17 protein-coding genes, 1 other RNA gene and 1 pseudogene are annotated in these 19170 nt (G+C 42.1%); 8 read left to right on the top strand and 11 right to left on the bottom strand.

Translation table 11 applies throughout. The features are described 5' to 3' along the window. The first annotated feature begins 116 nt into the window (after positions 1-116). The gene (locus FPL27_RS15950) at positions 117-1628 is read left to right on the top strand and encodes an IS1634 family transposase (RefSeq protein WP_143962237.1); all 1512 of its coding nucleotides are present in this window, start codon (positions 117-119) and stop codon (positions 1626-1628) included. A gap of 39 nt (positions 1629-1667) precedes the next feature. Next, positions 1668-1946: pseudogene (locus tag FPL27_RS19860) on the top strand (endonuclease/exonuclease/phosphatase family protein); the annotation flags it as partial. On the opposite strand, the gene FPL27_RS15945 reads toward FPL27_RS19860, so the two are convergent. The 3 genes from FPL27_RS15945 to rnpB form a co-directional block, all read right to left on the bottom strand. Beyond that, positions 1943-2119 carry a Lacal_2735 family protein gene (locus FPL27_RS15945; protein ID WP_143962236.1) on the bottom strand — a complete coding sequence of 59 codons (177 nt, stop codon included), beginning with the start codon at positions 2117-2119 and terminating at the stop codon, positions 1943-1945. The pseudogene FPL27_RS19860 and the gene FPL27_RS15945 sit on opposite strands and share 4 nt — an antisense overlap. Before the next feature lie 349 nt (positions 2120-2468). Further along, complete coding sequence (locus FPL27_RS15940; RefSeq protein ID WP_143962235.1) at positions 2469-3626, bottom strand: sigma-54-dependent transcriptional regulator; 1158 nt, start codon at positions 3624-3626, stop codon at positions 2469-2471. Between the two features lie 28 nt (positions 3627-3654). Beyond that, an RNA gene (rnpB, locus tag FPL27_RS15935) (RNase P RNA component class A) lies at positions 3655-4060 on the bottom strand. Positions 4061-4302: 242 nt separating this feature from the next. Here rnpB and FPL27_RS15930 point away from each other — a divergent pair. Together FPL27_RS15930 and FPL27_RS15925 are read left to right on the top strand one after the other, a co-directional pair. Then, entirely contained in the window at positions 4303-6747 is a 2445-nt protein-coding gene (locus FPL27_RS15930; RefSeq protein ID WP_143962234.1) for a TonB-dependent receptor, read from the top strand. Positions 6748-6902: 155 nt separating this feature from the next. Then, positions 6903-7475, top strand: coding sequence for a DUF3109 family protein (locus tag FPL27_RS15925; RefSeq protein WP_143962233.1), 573 nt, complete (start codon positions 6903-6905; stop codon positions 7473-7475). Between the two features lie 56 nt (positions 7476-7531). Here FPL27_RS15925 and accC read toward each other — a convergent pair whose 3' ends face one another. The 8 genes from accC to FPL27_RS15885 form a co-directional block, all read right to left on the bottom strand. Next, entirely contained in the window at positions 7532-8881 is a 1350-nt protein-coding gene (gene accC, locus FPL27_RS15920) for an acetyl-CoA carboxylase biotin carboxylase subunit (protein ID WP_143962232.1), read from the bottom strand. A gap of 33 nt (positions 8882-8914) precedes the next feature. Further along, positions 8915-9400 (bottom strand): acetyl-CoA carboxylase biotin carboxyl carrier protein, encoded by a 486-nt coding sequence (gene accB / locus FPL27_RS15915; protein WP_143962231.1) that lies wholly within the window; start codon positions 9398-9400, stop codon positions 8915-8917. A 101-nt stretch (positions 9401-9501) separates the two neighbouring features. Continuing rightward, on the bottom strand, positions 9502-10065 hold the full coding sequence (efp, locus tag FPL27_RS15910; RefSeq protein WP_143962230.1) for an elongation factor P: 564 nt from the start codon (positions 10063-10065) through the stop codon (positions 9502-9504). A gap of 27 nt (positions 10066-10092) precedes the next feature. Next, positions 10093-11091 carry a beta-ketoacyl-ACP synthase III gene (locus tag FPL27_RS15905; protein ID WP_143962229.1) on the bottom strand — a complete coding sequence of 333 codons (999 nt, stop codon included), beginning with the start codon at positions 11089-11091 and terminating at the stop codon, positions 10093-10095. A gap of 338 nt (positions 11092-11429) precedes the next feature. Then, positions 11430-11621 carry a 50S ribosomal protein L32 gene (rpmF, locus tag FPL27_RS15900; protein ID WP_143962228.1) on the bottom strand — a complete coding sequence of 64 codons (192 nt, stop codon included), beginning with the start codon at positions 11619-11621 and terminating at the stop codon, positions 11430-11432. An 18-nt stretch (positions 11622-11639) separates the two neighbouring features. Next, on the bottom strand, positions 11640-12212 hold the full coding sequence (locus tag FPL27_RS15895) for a YceD family protein (RefSeq protein WP_143962227.1): 573 nt from the start codon (positions 12210-12212) through the stop codon (positions 11640-11642). Between the two features lie 73 nt (positions 12213-12285). Beyond that, a complete protein-coding gene (gene pdxA / locus FPL27_RS15890; RefSeq protein WP_143962226.1) occupies positions 12286-13308 on the bottom strand; it encodes a 4-hydroxythreonine-4-phosphate dehydrogenase PdxA in 1023 nt (340 codons plus the stop codon). Continuing rightward, positions 13305-14744, bottom strand: coding sequence for a leucyl aminopeptidase family protein (locus tag FPL27_RS15885; protein WP_143962225.1), 1440 nt, complete (start codon positions 14742-14744; stop codon positions 13305-13307). The genes pdxA and FPL27_RS15885 overlap by 4 nt, the downstream gene beginning before the upstream one ends. A 54-nt stretch (positions 14745-14798) precedes the next feature. Here FPL27_RS15885 and rsmA point away from each other — a divergent pair, with 54 nt between their 5' ends. The 4 genes from rsmA to FPL27_RS15865 all read left to right on the top strand — a co-directional run bounded on the left by rsmA (position 14799) and on the right by FPL27_RS15865 (position 19131). After that, complete coding sequence (gene rsmA / locus FPL27_RS15880) at positions 14799-15581, top strand: 16S rRNA (adenine(1518)-N(6)/adenine(1519)-N(6))-dimethyltransferase RsmA (RefSeq protein ID WP_143962224.1); 783 nt, start codon at positions 14799-14801, stop codon at positions 15579-15581. Continuing rightward, a complete protein-coding gene (gene mgtE, locus FPL27_RS15875; RefSeq protein WP_143962223.1) occupies positions 15569-16936 on the top strand; it encodes a magnesium transporter in 1368 nt (455 codons plus the stop codon). The genes rsmA and mgtE overlap by 13 nt, the downstream gene beginning before the upstream one ends. Positions 16937-17018: 82 nt before the next feature. After that, positions 17019-17945: a 2-hydroxyacid dehydrogenase gene (locus tag FPL27_RS15870; RefSeq protein ID WP_143962222.1), complete on the top strand. Its 927-nt coding sequence runs from the start codon at positions 17019-17021 to the stop codon at positions 17943-17945. Between the two features lie 403 nt (positions 17946-18348). Continuing rightward, the gene (locus FPL27_RS15865) at positions 18349-19131 is read left to right on the top strand and encodes a hypothetical protein (RefSeq protein WP_143962221.1); all 783 of its coding nucleotides are present in this window, start codon (positions 18349-18351) and stop codon (positions 19129-19131) included. Positions 19132-19170: the final 39 nt, after the last annotated feature.

The following is a 19170-nucleotide window of genomic DNA, read 5'->3' as shown; positions in this document are numbered from 1 at the left end:
CCTGTTTTCGACAGTCGTCAGTCCCATTTTTGATTAAATAATTGATTTTCAATTAAATCATAATTTTTAGTGGTTGACAATGGGTGTCCCAGCCTTCTTTTTCCTTATTTTCACCCATGTTTGTCCGGAAAAAACCCAATAAAAGCGGGAAAATCAGTGTCCAGGTAATCGAGAAAAAATCTGGTAAATATAAAGTCGTCAAAACCGTCGGCAGCAGCCCGGATTTGGACACAGTAGAAAGACTTGTCAAGGAAGGAGAACAGTGGATTAAGTCCCAACGTGGGCTACTGGAGCTCCCATTCAACAACGAAAAGCAGGCTGTTCAAAACGTTCTCGACAATATTGCGGGAATTACGGTAACCGGAACAGAGCTTTTATTGGGGAAAATTTTTGACATGATTGGCTTTAACGCTGTCAAGGATGAACTATTCAGGTGGCTGGTTTTTTCAAGGCTGTGTTTTCCGGGCAGTAAACTCAAGACCACTGAGTACCTCTTCAATTTCCATGGGCTTTCCATCGAGGTCCATGCCCTGTACAGGTATATGGACAAGCTGTACAACAATTATAAAGAAACCGTCCAGCTGATCAGCTTTGAGCATACCAGGAAAATACTCGGGGGATCGATCAATGTCGTGTTTTATGATGTGACCACTCTCTATTTTGAAATAGACCAGGAAGATGACCTTAGAAAAACAGGTTTTTCGAAAGAGGGAAAACATCAGAATCCACAGATCGTACTGGGCCTTCTTGTCGGGCTGGAGGGATATCCGTTGGCCTATGAAATTTTCGAGGGAAACAAGTTTGAAGGCCACACGATGATCCCGGTTATTGAGAAGTTCAAGACTAAATATAACCTGCCCGCCCCCGTCATCATAGCTGATTCGGGCCTGCTTTCAAAAAAGAATATTGAAGACCTCGTTGAAAAGGGATATGAGTTCATTTTGGGAGCCAGGCTGAAGACCGGCGGTAAGGGCCAAAAATCAAAGGTTCTTTCACTTGAGCTGTGCAACGGGGAGAGCACCATCCTGGATTGGGAAGAAGGGCTCAAAATGGTTGTCAGCTATTCTGAGAAGCGGGCCAGAAAAGACCGGTCCAACAGGGAAAGGGGCCTGAAGAAGCTGGAGAAGCAGCTCAGGTCGGGAAAGCTCAATAAATCGCACATCAACAACAGGGGCTACAACAAGTACCTAAAAATGGAGGGCGAAATCAAAATTGAGATCGACCGGGCAAGATTTGAACAGGATTCCAGGTGGGACGGCCTGAAAGGCTATATCACCAATACACGACTGGGGAAAGACCAAATAATAGAAAACTACAACAATCTGTGGAAAATAGAAAAGGCGTTCAGGATAGCCAAAAGTGACCTAAAAATAAGGCCGGTATATCATAGGGCCCAAAGAAGAATAGAAGCCCATATATGTATAGCATTCGTGGCCTACAAAGTGTACAAGGAGCTGGAAAGGCTGTTGAAGGAAAAGCAGTCGGAACTGAGTCCAGAAAAGGCCATTGACATAGCAAAAGGCATCTACACGGTAAGAGTAACCATTCCTTCGAGCCAGCAGACCGTTTCTAAAACAATAATCCTGAACGAAAGTCAAAGAAAATTGGCTGATTTATTCGGTTTTTAGCCTTGGGTGTCCCAGCGCTGAAAACAGGAAGAAGAGAATGAGCCATCTATTCTGGCCGGCGACTTGAATGATGTTGCCTGGTCCGCAACTTCGGAGTTGTTTCAGAAGCGGTCTGGTTTATGGGACCCCCGGGAGGGAAGGGGCTTTTTCAATACCTATAATGTTTTTGTGCCCTTCTTTCGCTATCCCTTGGATCACTTTTTCTATACCAAAGATTTTCTATTGATCAGTTTGAACAAGTTGGCCAAGTTTGGTTCTGACCACTTTCCTATAATTATTAAACTGGAATTCTATCCTGACGCCAATAGTAAGAATTAGGGCGCCTTGGTTTTCATAGCTTCTAACTCATTTGCCACTGCCTCTGCTTCGGCATATTTATGATCACTCTTCTGTCGGTCTATCTTGGAAAGCTGGAAAGCTTCCTCTAAAAGCTTTTTGTGCTTCTGACGCAGCACTTCTATTTTCGATTTCTTTTTAAAGATACTAAGCATGGTTTGTTTTCTTATGTTGAACCTAACTTTGAAATATTTTGTGAAGGCTGAATGTTTTAAAAATTCGAAAAAATTATTCGTATACAAGCACAGGAGAGATATTTAATCGGTTTCATCCATCGTTAGTTTTGGTAGGGAATGAAAAGTTTTCAATTTAATTTTGTATTCCATTGAGAAATAAACATATTTGGGTTTCTGTAAAAATTTTAAAGATATGAGAAGATTATTAGCTGTTATTTTGGCATTGGGCTTTTTGGGCCTAGGAGCATGTGCCTCTAGCAAACCTTGTCCGGCTTACGCTAAGGCTGAAATTGCCGAAGAGGTAAAAGGATAAAAAAAATATGCTGACTTAATAGTCAGCATATTTTTTTATATCATCTTCCGAAATGGTTTGACCTCCTAAGATTACCAACCTCTCTACTACGTTTCTTAATTCCCGGATATTACCTGTCCAGGGAAATTCTTGAAGTTTAGAAATAGCTGCCGGATCGGCCGTCTTTTTAGCCGTTCCATATTCTTGAGCTATATCACCCAAGAATTTATCAACAAGCAAAGGGATGTCCTCTTTTCTGTCTTTCAACGCCGGAACCTGAATAAGGATTACACTCAAACGATGGTAAAGATCTTCTCTGAATTTTCCGTCTTCGATTTCTTTTTTTAAGTCTTTATTGGTTGCGGCCAGAACTCTCACGTCCACTTTAATATCTTTGTCGCCACCCACACGAGTGATTTTATGTTCTTGAAGGGCCCTCAAAACCTTGGCTTGTGCAGAAAGACTCATGTCTCCGATTTCATCCAAAAATAAAGTACCACCAGTTGCCTGCTCAAATTTCCCTTGTCGCTGTTTGTTTGCAGAGGTAAAAGCACCTTTTTCATGACCGAAAAGTTCACTTTCAATCAATTCAGCCGGAATGGCTGCACAGTTAACTGCTATAAATGGAGCAGTGGAGCGGTTGCTTTTCTGATGGAGCCAATGTGCCACAAGTTCCTTACCCGTTCCGTTTGGTCCAGTGATCAAGACTCTTGCTTCAGTGGGAGCCACTTTCTCTATAGTGTCTTTTACGGTTTGAATTTCCGCAGAAGCTCCTACCATGTCAAGCTTCTTGGATAGCTTTTTCTTTAGGACTTTAGTTTCTGTGACCAAGTTCTTTTTTTCCAAAGCATTCCTTACCGTAAGTAGTAGCCTATTCAAATCGGGTGGCTTGGGGATAAAGTCAAATGCCCCCATTTTGGTGGCTTCCACTGCTGACTCTATCGAGCCGTGTGCAGAAATCATAATGAACTGGGGCTGACGCTCCATTTTGGAAGCATTTTCTAGAACCTCCAAACCGTCCATTTTTGGCATTTTAATGTCACAAAGCACTAAATCAAATTCCTCGTTTTGAATTTTCTTTAGGCCTTCTTCTCCATCTGCAGCCTCTGAGATGTCATACTTCTCATACTCTAGGATTTCCTTCAGGGTAGCCCTGATGACGCGCTCGTCATCAACGATCAAAATTTTAGGCATAATGTGTATGTGTTATTAATAATAAAAGAAAAAATGCAAGCCTATAAGCCGGGTTCTGTAACCTTTGCCCGAGGGCAAAAGCCATTTGTCATTTATCTAGCCCTGCCTTCGCAAGCAGGGTCTATCGATCTACCCACTCCGGGTTCCCGACGGATCGGGATTGGACGAGCAGCCCTTGGACCGGAGCCTATTTGATCTTTCAACCCATAAGGTTTACCCTGCCTCCTGCATCACTGTAGGAGCGGTGGGCTCTTACCCCACCTTTTCACCCTTACCCCGAGACATCGTTTCGCGGCGGTTTGTTTTCTGTGGCACTATCTGTACCCCACATCATAGGAGTGGGGCCCTTCCCGTTAGGAAGTATGGCGCTCTTTGTTGCCCGGACTTTCCTCCTTCCCGCCCAAAGACGGGACGGCGACAAATCGGCTTGCATCTTGCAAATTACAATGTTTTAGATGATTTACCCTAGGCAAAAATGAATTTTTCTGCCTGAGTTTTGCCAAAGATAACAATAATTGTTCCATAAATAATTCCATTTATTAGTCTTCAAATTAATTATGGAGATTGATAAAAAAAATCTATTAAAAATTCCTAAAACCTTATTTGGATTAAGTTTAAATAGAGAATACATTTGTAACGTTAATTAAATTAAATCTAAATAAGGATTGATTGATATATGAATCGGATCTGTACATTACTCGGCATTTGTTTGGTAACCTTGGTTTTTGTCCTAAGTTCTTCCCAACATTCTTTTGCATTAATTTCTAAAGAAGAAAAAGATCTGGCTCTAACGGGAAAAGTTAAGTCAAAAGATGGCGAACCAATTCCTTATGCTAATATCCAAGTGTTGGGTACGGTGAAAGGTACTCTCACCAATATTGATGGTTCATTTGAGATTTTTGATCTTGAAGATGGAGTTTACACGGTGAAGGTGTCGGCTATGGGGTATAAGGCCATCACTCGGGATGTGGAAGTGAAAAATGGGGTTATTAAAGAACTCGATTTGATTTTTGCCGAAATAGGAGTTGATATGCCGGAGATTACCGTAATTTCCGAGAAAGATAGAATGTTTAGTAAGGTCCCCGGTGCGGTTACTTTCATAGATAAAAGGGAATTAAAAGCACTGAACCCGCTAAGTGGCAACGAAGCTTTGAGAAGATCACCAGGCGTCCATGTAGTGGATGAGGAAGGTATGGGGATGAGGGCAAACATTGGTATCAGAGGCCTAGACCCAGACCGTAGTCGTTCAGTTTTAGTTTTAGAAGATGGAGTACCTGTAGCTCTTTCACCTTATGGAGAACCTGAACTTTACTATACGCCAGCGATCGATCGTATGAGCGGTGTGGAGATTTTGAAAGGTTCCGGTCAAATTCTTTACGGTCCTCAAACAATTGGTGGGGTCGTAAACTATATTACGGCTACTCCTCCACAAGAGCAGGAGGGTGCAGTGAGAATTCAAGGGGGACAAGGTGGTTTGTTTACCGGTATGCTTAGCTATGGCAATACTTTTGGAACCACCGGAGTACAAGTTAATCTTTTGAAGAAAAGAGCGGACAATGTAGGTCCCACTCAGTTTGATATCACCGATTTTAATACCAAGTTTCTTTTTGACCTTAACGAGAGGTCTACTTTGGGTGTAAAACTTGGCGTGTATAATGAGATTTCTAATTCCACATACGTTGGCCTTACCCAGACGATGTTTGATGCAGGCGGGCAGGATTATGTGAGAATAGCGCCAGATGACCAACTTGATGTTAAAAGATATTCTTTAAGTTTCAGTCATAAATACAAGATTTCCGAAAAGGTAAGATTAAGGACTATAGCTTATGGCTACACTACTACCAGGAACTGGAACCGTCAAGATTTCGCAGTAGGAGGAGGCGAAGGTTATACACCTCCTGCAAACTGGACTGGAACGGTGTGGGGCGACACAGAAGTCGCAGGCGGAGCTCTTTATATGAGAAACTCTACTGGAAATAGAAATAGACAATTTGAAGTGGCCGGTATAGAGCCAAGGTTGGAAATTGATCATAACCTTTTTTCCAAAAAGAATGAACTGATCGTTGGGACTAGATTCCTTTATGAAAGAGCATTTGAGCAGAGAATAAATGGTACTCAGGCTGGTGTTAGAAGCGGGGATCTGGTAGAGGATGAAATTAGAACTGGGCACGCGATCAGTGCCTATGCGCAAAATAAACTTCACCTGAGCGATAAGTTCAGCTTCAGTGGTGGGGTAAGGATGGAGAGCTTCGATTATGTTAGAGACATTAATAGAAGAAGTTTCCCCGGTGTTGGTATCAGAGATACCTCCCTGGTAGCCGGAAGCCATATTGTTGAGGTGATCCCAGGCATGGGATTTAACTATAGACCCACCCAAAAATTAAATATGTTTGGTGGTGTTCATAAAGGTTTTGCCCCTCCTAGAATTAAAGATGCTATATCCAACGTAGGAGATGTGTATGAATTGGACGCTGAGCAAAGCTGGAACTATGAGTTAGGTTTTAGGTCAGATTTATTAAGTTGGATATTTATGGAAATGACTGCTTTCCATATGGAATTTTCAAACCAAATCATCCCAGTTTCAGAATCTTCAGGAGGTGTCGGTTTCGGGGTGGTCAATGGTGGGGCTACAAGACACTCGGGACTGGAGACAGCACTAGTGATGGATTTTAGTCAGGTATTGGGTTTAAGCAGAACCAAATTATTGTATGATATCAATGCTACATTTATTAATGCTACTTTCTCTGAAGACAGATTTATAAATGAAATGAATATCTCAGGTAATAGGACTCCATATGCACCGGAATGGCTAATCAACACCGCCCTGACTTTAGAAACTGAATCAGGATGGGGTGCTAGGTTAGTTGGGAATTACGTTGGACAGCAGTTTACCGATTTGGAAAATAGTATTGCTCCTTCAGCAAACGGACGAACAGGACAACTTCCAAGTTATTTTGTGATGGATGCAGTTGTAAATTATACTGTGGCCAAGTGGAACACCAATTTCAACCTTACGGTGAAAAACTTGACCGATGAGCGCTATATTTCCAATAGAAGACCACAAGGGATCAGGGTTGGCTTGCCTAGGTTTATTACCGCTGGGTTTGAGTTTAGATTCTAAAACATAATGGTCCTGAATAGGTTAGAATTACAAAGCATTTCATGCTTTAACTTCATAGTGCAGGGTTATGCCGCTCCTTTGGGGGCGGCTATTTTTTTGTAAGGTCAGTCCGCAATTTATTCTTTACCTTTGTAATATAATTAAAGAGTAAGAATATGATATTAGTGGGGAAAGCTGTGCTGAGTGATGATATAAAGGATCACTTTTTCGTGTGCGATTTGGAAAAGTGTAAAGGTGCATGTTGCGTAGAAGGTGATGCAGGGGCACCTTTGGAAGATGATGAGATTGCGATTTTGGAGCAGGCTTATCCTGCCATTGAGCCATATCTTTCAGAGGAAGGAAAAGCTGCTATCAAAAAACAGGGTGTTTGGGTTTATGACCAAGAGGGAGAAAAAGGTACACCGACTATTGGTGACAACCGTGAATGTGCCTACGCATTGTATGACGAAAAAGGAATTCTAAAGTGTGGAATGGAGCAGGCATATCTGGATGGGAAAACCAATTTCAAAAAACCAATTAGCTGCCACCTATACCCTATAAGAGTCAAAAAATACGATGATTTTGATGCTTTGAATTATGATAGGTGGGAAATCTGCAATCCAGCCTGTTCATTAGGTAAAAAGCTTGGAGTGCCTATTTATAAGTTTTTGAAAGAACCATTGATTAGGAAATATGGGGAGGATTGGTACGAGGACTTAGTGAGAGAAATAGAGGGAGAGAAGCTTTAAGAGCTCTACTATTCAAAATAAAAAAGGCTGCTTTCTGAAAGCAGCCTTTTGATCTTTTAACCTTTGATGAGTGAAAAGTCAAACGTTTCCAAGAATTTGGTTGTGAAGTTTCCAGCTTTAAATTCTGGGTCATCTAGCAATGCCAAATGAAAAGGAATGGTGGTCTTGATGCCATCAATCACAAACTCTTCCAAGGCTCGCTTCATCCTTACTATAACTTCTTCTCTTGACTGTCCACTTACGATTAGCTTGGCTATCATGGAGTCATAGTTAGGTGGAATGACGTAGCCTGCGTATACGTGGCTATCAATCCTCACTCCACGTCCACCTGGGAGGTGAAGATTGACGATTTTACCTGGGCTAGGCCTGAAGTCCCTAGTTGGATCTTCAGCGTTGATCCTACATTCCATGGCATAAAGCTTTGGGTAGTAGTTTTTGCCGCTTATTTTTTCGCCTGCAGCTACTTTGATTTGTTCTTTGATAAGATCAAAATCGGTTACCTCTTCTGTAATAGGGTGCTCTACCTGAATTCGGGTGTTCATCTCCATGAAGTAAAAGTCACGGTTCTTATCCACCAAAAATTCGATAGTTCCCGCTCCTTCATAACCAATGGCTTCAGCTCCTTTGATAGCAGCTTTACCCATAGCATCTCTGAGTTCGTCTGTAATAAACGGTGAAGGGGTTTCTTCCACTAGCTTTTGGTGACGTCTTTGTATAGAACAATCCCTTTCAGATAGGTGACATGCTCTGCCGTTGCTGTCGCCGATCACTTGGATTTCAATGTGACGCGGTTCTTCCACAAATTTCTCAAGATACAGGCCGTCGTTGCCAAAAGCAGCGGCAGATTCCTGGCGGGCGTCATCCCAAGCTTTCTTAAACTCACTTTCCTGTTTGATGATACGCATCCCTCTACCGCCACCACCAGCGGTAGCCTTAACGATAACTGGATAGCCCATCTCCCCGGCAATTTTAATACCTTCCTCCAAAGAGCTCAAAAGTCCTTCAGAACCTGGAATAGTCGGAACGCCGGCCTCTTTCATGGTAGCTTTGGCCGTGGCCTTGTCACCCATTTTATTGATCATTTCAGCACTTGCACCGATGAACTTGATGTTATATTCATCACAGATTCTGGAAAACTCGGCATTTTCAGAAAGAAAGCCGTATCCAGGATGGATGGCATCCGCATTGGTGATTTCTGCGGCAGCAATTATACGTGGAATATTTAGGTAGGAATCCCTTGATGGAGCAGCGCCAATACAAACGGCCTCGTCAGCAAAACGAACATGTAAGCTGTCTTTATCAGCAGTGGAGTATACCGCCACCGTCTTGATCCCCATTTCTTTGCATGTACGGATTATCCTAAGGGCGATCTCTCCTCTATTTGCAATAAGTATTTTCTTAAACACAGTTGATTAAGTTAGTTTAAACAAAATTGAAGTTTATCCTGCCGGATCTACTAGGAACAATGGTTGGTCGTATTCAACAGGTGTGGCATTCTCTACCAATACCTTAACGATTTTACCAGAAACCTCTGATTCAATTTCATTAAACAGCTTCATTGCCTCAATGATACATACCGTCTGACCAGCTTTGATTGTGTCTCCCACGTTTACAAATGCTTCAGTATCCGGATTAGGAGTTCTATAGAACGTTCCGATCATCGGAGACTTCACTTCAATGTATTTGCTATTGTCTGCAGCTGGAGCTGAAGGAGCTGTAGCTTCGGTAGGGGTTACTGGAGCTGGATTAGATGGTGCTGGAGCTGGGTTTGATTGTGCTGGGGCTGATGCTTCAGCGGCTTTCACCTGCACTACCTCTGAGTTCTTTTTAATGGAAAGTTTGAACTCATCAGTCTCAATTTTGACCTCAGCCAAACCTGACTTAGAAATGAAATCTATTAGTTCTTGAATTTCTTGCGCTTTCATAATTTTTTGAAGTTAGGAAACTTATGTTTTGATTGTCAGTTTCTGTGTGTATAAAAACAGTGAAGCCATGCAAATAGGAGTATGCATGGCTAAAAGATTTTTTATTTAACTCTTTCTGAATAAGAACCGTCTCTTGTGTCTACCTTGATCATAATATCTTGGTCTACAAACAAAGGTACCATTACAGTTGCCCCTGTTTCGAGGGTAGCAGGTTTCAGAGCATTGGTTGCTGTATCTCCTTTGATGCCTGGCTCGGTATAGGTGATCATCAACTCCACAAATGGTGGTAATTCAACTCCTAGAGGAGTTTCGTTTTCAGCGTGGATTAAGATATCCACCATTTGGCCTTCCTTAAGAAGTTTTGGTCTTTCGATCAGTTTTTCTTCTATTGGAATCTGCTCAAAAGTTTCTGTGTCCATGAAATGATAGCCCATGTCATCTGCATAGATGAACTGGTGTTGCCTTTTTTCCACCCTGGCAGTGGTCACTTTTTCGCCCGCATTGAAGGTCTTGTCCAAGACCTTTCCTGTTGTCAGGCTTTTCAGCTTTGTTCTCACAAACGCAGCGCCTTTCCCAGGTTTTACATGCTGGAATTCCACGATGGTAAAGATATCATGGTTGAACTCCAAGCAAAGACCATTTTTGAAATCTGCAGTACTTGCCATTTATTTAAGGTTATTTAGTTTCGTTAGTTATTTCGGGTCATAGCCCCATTTTAAGTAAATGGATCCCCAGGTAAACCCGCCGCCAAATGCAGCTAGAATAATATTATCTCCCTTTTTCAATTGAGACTCGTAATCCCAAAGACAAAGTGGTAAAGTGCCTGCCGTGGTGTTACCGTATTTTTCAATATTCATCATCACCTTTTCAGGTCCTACGCCCATCCTATTGGCTGTGGCGTCAATAATTCTCTTATTGGCCTGATGTGGTACTAACCAAGATACATCTTCAGCGGAGAGATTGTTTTTGGCCATAATATTAGCACTTACTTCAGCCATGTTGGTTACCGCAAATTTGAACACCGTAGAGCCTTCCTGATAAGCGAAATGTTCACGTGCAGCTACTGTTTCCAATGTGGCTGGTCTGGCGCTTCCACCAGCTTTCATGTGTAAGAAAGGGGCTCCAGATCCATCTGAGTGAAGAATAGAGTCCATAACACCGACTTCTTCGGTAGTTGGCTCCAAAAGAACCGCTCCACCACCATCACCAAAGATAATACAAGTAGACCTATCAGTATAATCTACTATGGCCGACATCTTATCTGCACCGACTATAATTACTTTCTTATGCTTGCCTGTCTCAATAAACTGGCTGCCTATAGTCAATGCATATAGAAAACCAGAACAAGCTGCAGAGATATCAAAGCTAAAGCTGTTTTTTGCACCCACATTATCAGCTATAATATTAGCAGTGGCCGGAAAAACCATGTCAGGTGTTACCGTAGCACAGATAATTAGGTCAATATCTTCAGGGTTTGTGTTTGTTTTCTCCAATAGGCCTTTTACAGCCTGGGTGCCTATCACCGAAGTACCCTGATTTTCTCCTTTTAGAATTCTTCTTTCTTTAATTCCTGTTCGAGAGATAATCCACTCATCGTTGGTTTCTACCATGGTTTCCAATTCCTTGTTGGTCAACACATATTCGGGGACCCAACCATGTACTCCGGCTATTACAGCTCTTATTTTTTCCATTTACTTTTGATTTGGGGAAATACCCTGGAAATAGTGGATGATTAAGATGCTATTTCTATTTAGTATATCCCTTATAATTGTTGTAAAGTACTAATTATAAGTTTTAATATATAAGTACTCTACATTACGGCCTTCAAAATTATTTAAAAAGTACTTTACCACCAAGGATTTTGGTCACTAGAATTGTAAAGGCATGACCTAAAGTCCCATACCCCAAGAAAAACATATCTATAAATGCTTTTGAGAGGATGGAAAGACCAATTCATATTTTGGTAAAGATGAAAAAAAAACCATCTGCGGTTTTCAGATGGTTTTTTTTAGTATGTAGAAAGGTCAGCTTAAGCCAAAACCTCTTTTTCCATGATCACTTGACCTTTGTGGTATAATTTACCGTCCAACCAGTAAGCTCTGTGTGGAAGGTGGAATTCACCAGTGGTTGGGCATTGTGCCAAGCCAGGAGCGGTCAACTTGTAATGCGTTCTTCGCTTATCTCTTCTGGTTTTCGAAATTTTTCGTTTAGGATGTGCCATCTCTATGCAATTTTTAGATTAATCTTTTTTCTTTAAATTTTTAAGCGCTTCCCATCTGGGATCTGTATTTTCTTCTGAATCAGATGATTCTTCGCCCTGCTCAGGCTCATTCTCATCAATTTCGTCGGAACTGTATACCAACTCACCCTCTGCATCAAAATCATCTTCATCCATTTCATATACATGGTCCGGATGGATTTTTTTGGCCGGGATCGCCAATATTATAAATTCATATATCAATTGGGCGACATTGATGTTCGGAGTGTCTCTGGTGATCATAAAGATTTCCTCATTGATCTCCGCTTCCTCCGGACCGTATTTGTACCTGACTCGTTGACTGGTTTCCAGTGGGTGGTCAAATAGCTCTAGACTCCGGTCGCAGGTAAGCTCCACACTCCCTTTGATGTCAAATATCGCATCTATTAAATTAGCCTCCTTCGAAATTGTAATCAAGGCTGTTAAATCCCCCTTGTTTACAATTACATTGTCCTCAAAGTGTTTGAAGAACTCATCAGTAACCGGAAAGGTGAATTCATGCTTCCCTTCCTTAAGTTTGATGATTTCAATATCGTAAGCTTTAAAGAATTTCACGCTTCCTCCTTCTAATTTAAGACCGCAAATTTAGTGAAGTATTTTCAGAAACTAAAACTGAACCGCATTTATTTTAGTCCTCTTCTTCCCAGTCACCCTTCTGCCTGATAATATCATAGGCGCAAAAGATGGCTGAACGCATGGATCCCTCATCGGCAATATTCTTTCCGGCGATATTATAGGCAGTACCATGGTCTGGTGAAGTTCGCACAAAAGGCAGGCCAGCAGTGAAATTCACTCCTGTCTCAAAGGCCAAAGTCTTAAATGGCACCAACCCCTGGTCATGATACATAGCTAAAATTCCGTCAAACTTCTTGAAGTGCATCATTCCAAAGAATCCATCAGAAGGATAAGGTCCAAATACCATTTCCCCCTTGTCCTTAAACGTTCGGATGGCCGGCTTTATGATTTCCTCCTCTTCGGCGCCTAACAACCCATCTTCTCCAGCGTGTGGATTCAAACCCAACACGGCGATTTTTGGTTTATTTATCCCATAATCATTCTGAAGAGACTTAATCATTATTTGAAGCTTCTCTTGGATCCTTTTTTGTGTGATTTGCGCTGGTACATCCTTCAAGGCAACATGCCCGGAAACCAACCCCACCCTAAGGTCATCTGCCACCATAAACATCATGCTGTCTTTAGCTTCAAAAGCCTGAGTCAGGTATTCGGTATGGCCTACGAAGCTCAGCTCCTCGCTGTTGATATTGTTTTTATTAAGTGGAGCGGTGACCATAGCTTGGATTTTATTGGCCTTTAGGTCTGAAATGGCTTGGTCAATTGCCGCCAAGGCCATCTTACCGGCTTCCATAGTTTCCACACCTGGAATCACCTCTGGACATTCTTCCACCACATTTATAACATTAATTTTTTTATGGTGAATTTCATCCACGTTTTTGATCTGCATGAAATTGAAATCATCCAGCTGTAAGTGTTTGCGGTAATAGGTGATTGCTTTGCCATGAGCATAGATGACAGGCGTAATGAGTTTTTGTAGTCTGTTGTCCAAAAGGGCCTTCATGGTCACTTCGGCACTGATGCCGTTGATATCTCCTATTGTAATCCCGATTACGGGTTTGTTTTTCCGGTTGCTCATTTAGTGCTATTGGTATAATTTGATAAAAACCTGGTTAGCAGTCTGACTCCAAATCCACTTCCCCCAGCGGGCTTATAGCTCTCTGTGGATTTAGAATAGGCAGGACCTGCAATGTCCAGATGTATCCACTCAAAATCTATGAAATGTTGTAAAAACTTTCCGGCTGTGATTGCCCCGCCGGTCGGCCCACCCAAATTTGTGATGTCAGCAATGTTTGATTTCAACTGCTCGTCATATTCTTCCCAAATGGGAAACTCCACTAAGCGCTCACAGGTAGATTCACCTGCAGCTTGCAGTTGACTTTTCCACTCCTGAGAGGCGGTGCCCATCATCACAGCGCCTTCCTTTCCAATGGCCGCCATAGCTGACCCTGTCAGTGTTGCCACATCGATGACCAATTCAGGTTGGTACTTCTTTGCAAAGATAAGTGCATCGGCCAATATCAACCTCCCCTCAGCATCGGTATTGAGAATTTCTACAGTTTTACCATTTGGATATTCAATCACATCACCTGGAGTGACGGCATTATAGCCAGGTCTGTTGTCTGTGGCCGGGATAAGGCCGATTACCTCTATGGGAAGTTTTAGTTTAGCTATGGCGCACATGGTGCCCACCACAGTGGCAGCCCCAGCCATGTCTGACTTCATGAGGTCCATGGAGTTGGCTGTTGGTTTCAAACTGAGTCCTCCTGTATCATAAACCACACCTTTGCCAACCAGTACAATGGGTTTGCTATTAATTGGTTTTTCTGGACGGTGACACATGATGTTGAAAGTGGGCGGTAATTCGCTTCCGGCATTGACGGCCAAAAGTCCGGACATTTTAAGGGAGGCTATGCGGGCTTCATCATAGCTTTCAGTTTCAAACCCATATTCTTTTCCTAAAGCTTCAATTTCCTCCGCAAGCTGTGGAGCTGTCAGATAGATGGCCGGTTCATTGACCAAGGTTCTGGCGATGAACGTAGCGTTGACTGAAAGCTGAAGGTAGTCCGACTCTTCTTGAGACAAGCTCTCTGCTATAACTTCAATAGAGGAAGGAAATGATTTCTTTTCACTTTTATATTTCTGAAAAGAATAAGAGGCCAACATGCATCCTTCAATAAATGCAACCAAGTGGGTGCCCTTACCGAAGCCATAAATAGATGGATTGCCTAGTTCTTTGAGAAATCCCCAAGCCTTCGCACCAGCCTTTCTGGCGTATTCCGCTCTATATGTGTCTGAAGAGCTTTCTTTTTGCTTTAATAGTAATAATTGATGGGTGCCGTTTGCAAATGTTACCTGCTCTTTGTTTTTAATAAAAAGTCTATCCTTGATGAAGGCTTTTTCCTTTTCCTCAAAAGGATATGCCTCTAGGTCTTCCTCTTTCGAGAGGTAGATTATTCCTTGAAGGGAGGAGCTATTCTCAAGGCTCTTTTTTAAACGTATGGCAGTTAACATATAATATCTTAATTTTGAGACGCAATTTAACGAATTTTTATCAGAGAAATTAAGATGGACAAAGTCAAACCTAAAAAGCACCTAGGCCAGCATTTCCTAACAGACTTGGGAATAGCCGAAAAAATAGCCAAAGGCATGACTGGTCATCTGGGAGTAAAAAAAGTGCTCGAGATCGGACCAGGGATGGGGGTTTTGACGGATTTTCTGCTGCAGGAGCCCTGGGACTTATACCTTGTGGATGTCGATACAGAGTCCATAGCCTATCTTCACAAGAAGTATCCAGAACTGGGGGAAAAGATTGTGGAAGCAGATTTTCTTAATCATGATTTTGGAAAGGTAATTGAAGGGAATTATGCTGTGGTGGGGAATTTCCCTTATAATATCTCTTCACAGATATTTTTTAAAGTGTTGCAAGACCGCAACAAGGTGCCTGAGGTGGTTTGCATGTTACAAAAAGAGGTCGCCCAAAGGATAGCTTCCCCTCCAGGTAATAAGGATTACGGCATATTGAGTGTATTGCTTCAGGCATTTTATGATATAGAATATCTTTTTTCCGTGCCTCCAGGGGTATTTAATCCTCCGCCAAAGGTGAACAGTGGCGTCATAAGGCTTAAAAGAAATGATACGGAAAAGTTGGATTGTGATGAGAAAATGTTTTTTAGGGTAGTCAAACAGGCTTTTTCTACAAGGAGAAAAACATTAAGAAATGCACTCAAGTCAATGGGAATGGCCGAAGAGGTTAGGGAATTGCCATTGCTAGACAAGCGGGCCGAGCAGTTGGGCGTGCAGGATTTCATATTTTTAACGAATCAAATTCAAGCAACTTGGAACAAATAAAAATATTTGAACTCTCAAAAGAGTACCTCGAGCAACTCCGGCAGGCCATAGAGGCCGAGGATAAGGTATTTATCAAGGAATCCATGGAGGGAGCAAATGAGGCTGATGTAGCAGCCTTGTTGGACGAACTTCCCATGCAGGAAGCCTTGTACGTGCTCAGGGTGCTGGATGATGAGTTAGCGGCAGATATCCTTATTGAGTTTGATGAAGATGACCAATACAAAATCATCACAGCCATGGAGCAGACCGAACTGGCTGCCCTCATTGACCACATGGACTCTGATGATGCCGTGGATATCCTCAACCAACTCGGAGTAAACGAGCGGGAAGATGTAATAAGCCATCTGCAAGAAAAGGAGAAGTCTGCCCATATTCTGGACCTTTTACGCTACGACGAGGACAGTGCGGGTGGTCTTATGGCCAAAGAATTTATCAAGGCAAACCAGAACTGGACAGTAGTGCAGACCATCAACGAAATCCGTAGACAGGCGGAAAATGTGGAGAAGATCTACTCCATTTATGTGGTGGATAATAAGGAAAGGCTTTTGGGTAGGGTCAGCCTAAAAAGAATTATTCTTTCATCGGCTGATACCAAGATTGCCGATATTTTTGAAGATGACCAAATATCGGTTCCTACGAACATGAGGCAGGAAGAGATAGCTGAAATCATGAGGAAATATGATTTGGAATCCATTCCCGTTGTTAATGTCAAGAATAAACTGGTCGGAAGAATCACCATTGATGATATTCTTGATGTGATTAGAGAACAATCTGAAGAGGATATTCAAGCGATGACCGGTCTTTCTGACGATGTGGAGGAAAGTGATAGCATTTTTCGTATTGCGAAGGCTCGATTACCATGGTTGCTTATCGGTGTAATTGGAGGGTTGATGGGTGCGGGAATCATTGACTTCTTCGAAGATGGCCTGCAGAAAGTGATCGCACTTGCGTCCTTTATCCCACTGGTTGCAGCCACCGGAGGGAATGTCGGAATCCAGTCTTCATCCCTTGTTGTACAAACCTTGGCGGCCAAATCCATATTTAGCGATACGCCTTGGCAAAGATTTGTGAAAGGTTTTCTGATAGCTTTGGTTAATGGAATAGTTTTGGGAGGTTTTGTGCTTGCCGTAGTGGTTTTAGTATATAAACATGAGTTTATTTTTGGAGTTACCATAGGACTGGCAATGTTTTGTGTTGTTTTGATGGCCTCCTTTATGGGTACGATTACTCCTATTGTCTTAAATAGAATGGGTGTGAATCCCGCCTTAGCATCAGGCCCATTTATTACCACAGCTAATGATCTATTGGGCTTGGCGGTTTATTTTGGAGTGGCCATGTTGTTGTTGAATTTGTAGAATGAAGGATGGCCGTTGCTCGATTTCAGATGAGTGATGAACATTGATATGGTTAAATTTTATTTATACTGACTGAAAGGATATGAGGATTTTGATCATTGATGAAATGCATGAGAGTATTGTTCCTCTTTTAGAGGAATTGGGGCATCAAGTGGATTATAAGCCTGAGGTCGACCGAAAGGGCATCATAGAATGCGTGGGTGGATATGAAGGCCTGATCATAAGATCAAAAACAAAAATGGACCAGGAGCTTTTGGAAAAGGCTACTAATCTAAAGTTTATCGGCCGGGCCGGAGCTGGGTTAGACAATATTGATATAGACTTTTTAGATTTTAAAAATGTACAACTTTTTCACGCGCCAGAAGGGAACCGGGATGCAGTGGCCGAACATGCCGTCGGGATGCTTTTGGTATTATTCAATTATTTCAATAGAGCAGATCAACAGGTTCGGAAAGGGATCTGGAGGCGTGAAGAAAATCGAGGCGAAGAACTTTCAGGCAAAACAGTAGGGATCATCGGCTACGGAAATATGGGGCAAGCATTTGCCAAGCGCCTAAGTGGGTTTGATGTAGAAGTGCTTGCATATGACAAATACCGAACCGCTTACGGTGACAAATATGCTGCGGAATCCTCATGGGAAGAGATTTTTCAAAAGGCCGATATTTTAAGTCTTCATGTTCCCCTAACCACTGAAACCAGAAATTTTATCGATATTGCCCTCTTGGAGAAATTCCAAAAACCCATCTATTTTATCAATACCGCTCGGGGCGAACTCATCAGTTTCGATACCCTCAATGAAGCCCTTCAGGAAAAAATCCTGAAAGGAGCTGTGCTAGATGTGCTGGAGAACGAAAAATTCGGCACCATGACCCAAGCCCAGCAATTATCCTTCGAGCAGTTAGCTCAACGAGAAAATGTGCTTTTCTCCCCCCACGTCGCTGGCTGGACCCACCAGTCCTATGAAAAAATCAACCAGGTTTTGGCCCAAAAAATCAAAAGAGCATTCTAAACATTTTTTACCTTATACTTAAGTGGGTCTGCCTGCCTTTAAAACCTGGTTTACTTTAATTCTGCCATAAGTCAGGGAAATGTTTTAGTATACCCTGCAATAAACTCACTTCAAATCCACATCCTTTTCAACTCGTTTCTAAACCGTATCCACTATGATATAATACGGAGTGGATACGGAGAGGGTACGGATTGGATTCGGAGTGGATACGGAGTGGGTATAGCCCAGGATAGTTGGAGTTTTCTCGTAGTTAAGGGTTTATTGTATATCACAGAAAACTTATGGAGAAGGGGTGGAGGCATAAAAGGTTATTCTTCCTTACCTAGTTGGTCTACGATTTTATGTGTGCCGAACTATTACTTTTTAATGAGAAGTCTTATATTTAAATGTAAATGAGAGGGATATGAAAAAGGTAATATTCAATGTGGTGATTTTTTTCGGAATAATCTCCCCAGTACTAGGCCAGACCGAAGGTTTGCAAAAAACGATCAGGGCTACCAATATCCAGGAAACGCTACGCAACCGCCCAAATTTTGTAGGGGGAAACATGGTGTATGGCATCCCGGAAGAGCCCAAACGTGTATTGGGGAATTTTTATTTAGATCCAAAATGGAACAAAACAACGCTCATGCTCTATAAGAATGAGCAAATTCTCACCGATCACCTGGTGCGATATAATATAGAAAGCCATCAATTTGAGGCGATTTCCCCAAATAGTGACAAGGTCAAAACCATCCCAGGATTGCGGGTGCACAATTTGGTGTGGATTGATTCTGTCCACCAAGTACCGCGATATTTTGTCAATGGAATGGAGTTTTTGGAGGATAATGCTCCTGTCTCTGGATTTTTTGAGATCTTGGTTGATGGGGAGCTTCCGTTAGTTCGGCGGACGGTCACTTCTTTGAAGCGTGCTAACTATAACACCGCTTTGATGATTGGGAATAGGGATGATGAGATCAAGAAGAAGAATATCTATTACTATGTAAAGGGTAAGCATTTGTTGGAAGTGCCTAGGAGGAAGAAAAAGCTTATAAAGATTTTTGAAGGGAATGAGAGTGAAGTTCATGGGTTTATATCGACAAATAAGCTGAACCTAAACGAAAACAATAGCCTTTACATGGTTTTTAGCTTTTACAATTCATTGTTTGATGGCTATGAGCCACTTTGGCCAGAGCCTTCCGAATAATTCAATTCTTATCTTTTCAGTACTAATATTCGCTTACCT

This window comes from Litoribacter populi (assembly GCF_007483685.1).
Lineage (GTDB): Bacteria > Bacteroidota > Bacteroidia > Cytophagales > Cyclobacteriaceae > Litoribacter > Litoribacter populi.
Note: the sequence above shows the minus strand (reverse complement) of the source record. Positions and strands in the feature narration are given on the sequence as shown.

Bases quoted from the DNA above. Each gene is read 5' to 3' on its own strand.
- FPL27_RS15950 (WP_143962237.1), top strand. From the start codon at position 117: ATGTTTGTCCGGAAAAAACCCAATAAAAGCGGGAAAATCAGTGTCCAG.
- FPL27_RS15945 (WP_143962236.1), bottom strand. From the start codon at position 2,119: ATGCTTAGTATCTTTAAAAAGAAATCGAAAATAGAAGTGCTGCGTCAG.
- FPL27_RS15940 (WP_143962235.1), bottom strand. From the start codon at position 3,626: ATGCCTAAAATTTTGATCGTTGATGACGAGCGCGTCATCAGGGCTACC.
- FPL27_RS15930 (WP_143962234.1), top strand. From the start codon at position 4,303: ATGAATCGGATCTGTACATTACTCGGCATTTGTTTGGTAACCTTGGTT.
- FPL27_RS15925 (WP_143962233.1), top strand. From the start codon at position 6,903: ATGATATTAGTGGGGAAAGCTGTGCTGAGTGATGATATAAAGGATCAC.
- accB (WP_143962231.1), bottom strand. From the start codon at position 9,400: ATGAAAGCGCAAGAAATTCAAGAACTAATAGATTTCATTTCTAAGTCA.
- efp (WP_143962230.1), bottom strand. From the start codon at position 10,065: ATGGCAAGTACTGCAGATTTCAAAAATGGTCTTTGCTTGGAGTTCAAC.
- FPL27_RS15905 (WP_143962229.1), bottom strand. From the start codon at position 11,091: ATGGAAAAAATAAGAGCTGTAATAGCCGGAGTACATGGTTGGGTCCCC.
- rpmF (WP_143962228.1), bottom strand. From the start codon at position 11,621: ATGGCACATCCTAAACGAAAAATTTCGAAAACCAGAAGAGATAAGCGA.
- pdxA (WP_143962226.1), bottom strand. From the start codon at position 13,308: ATGAGCAACCGGAAAAACAAACCCGTAATCGGGATTACAATAGGAGAT.
- FPL27_RS15885 (WP_143962225.1), bottom strand. From the start codon at position 14,744: ATGTTAACTGCCATACGTTTAAAAAAGAGCCTTGAGAATAGCTCCTCC.
- rsmA (WP_143962224.1), top strand. From the start codon at position 14,799: ATGGACAAAGTCAAACCTAAAAAGCACCTAGGCCAGCATTTCCTAACA.
- FPL27_RS15870 (WP_143962222.1), top strand. From the start codon at position 17,019: ATGAGGATTTTGATCATTGATGAAATGCATGAGAGTATTGTTCCTCTT.
- FPL27_RS15865 (WP_143962221.1), top strand. From the start codon at position 18,349: ATGAAAAAGGTAATATTCAATGTGGTGATTTTTTTCGGAATAATCTCC.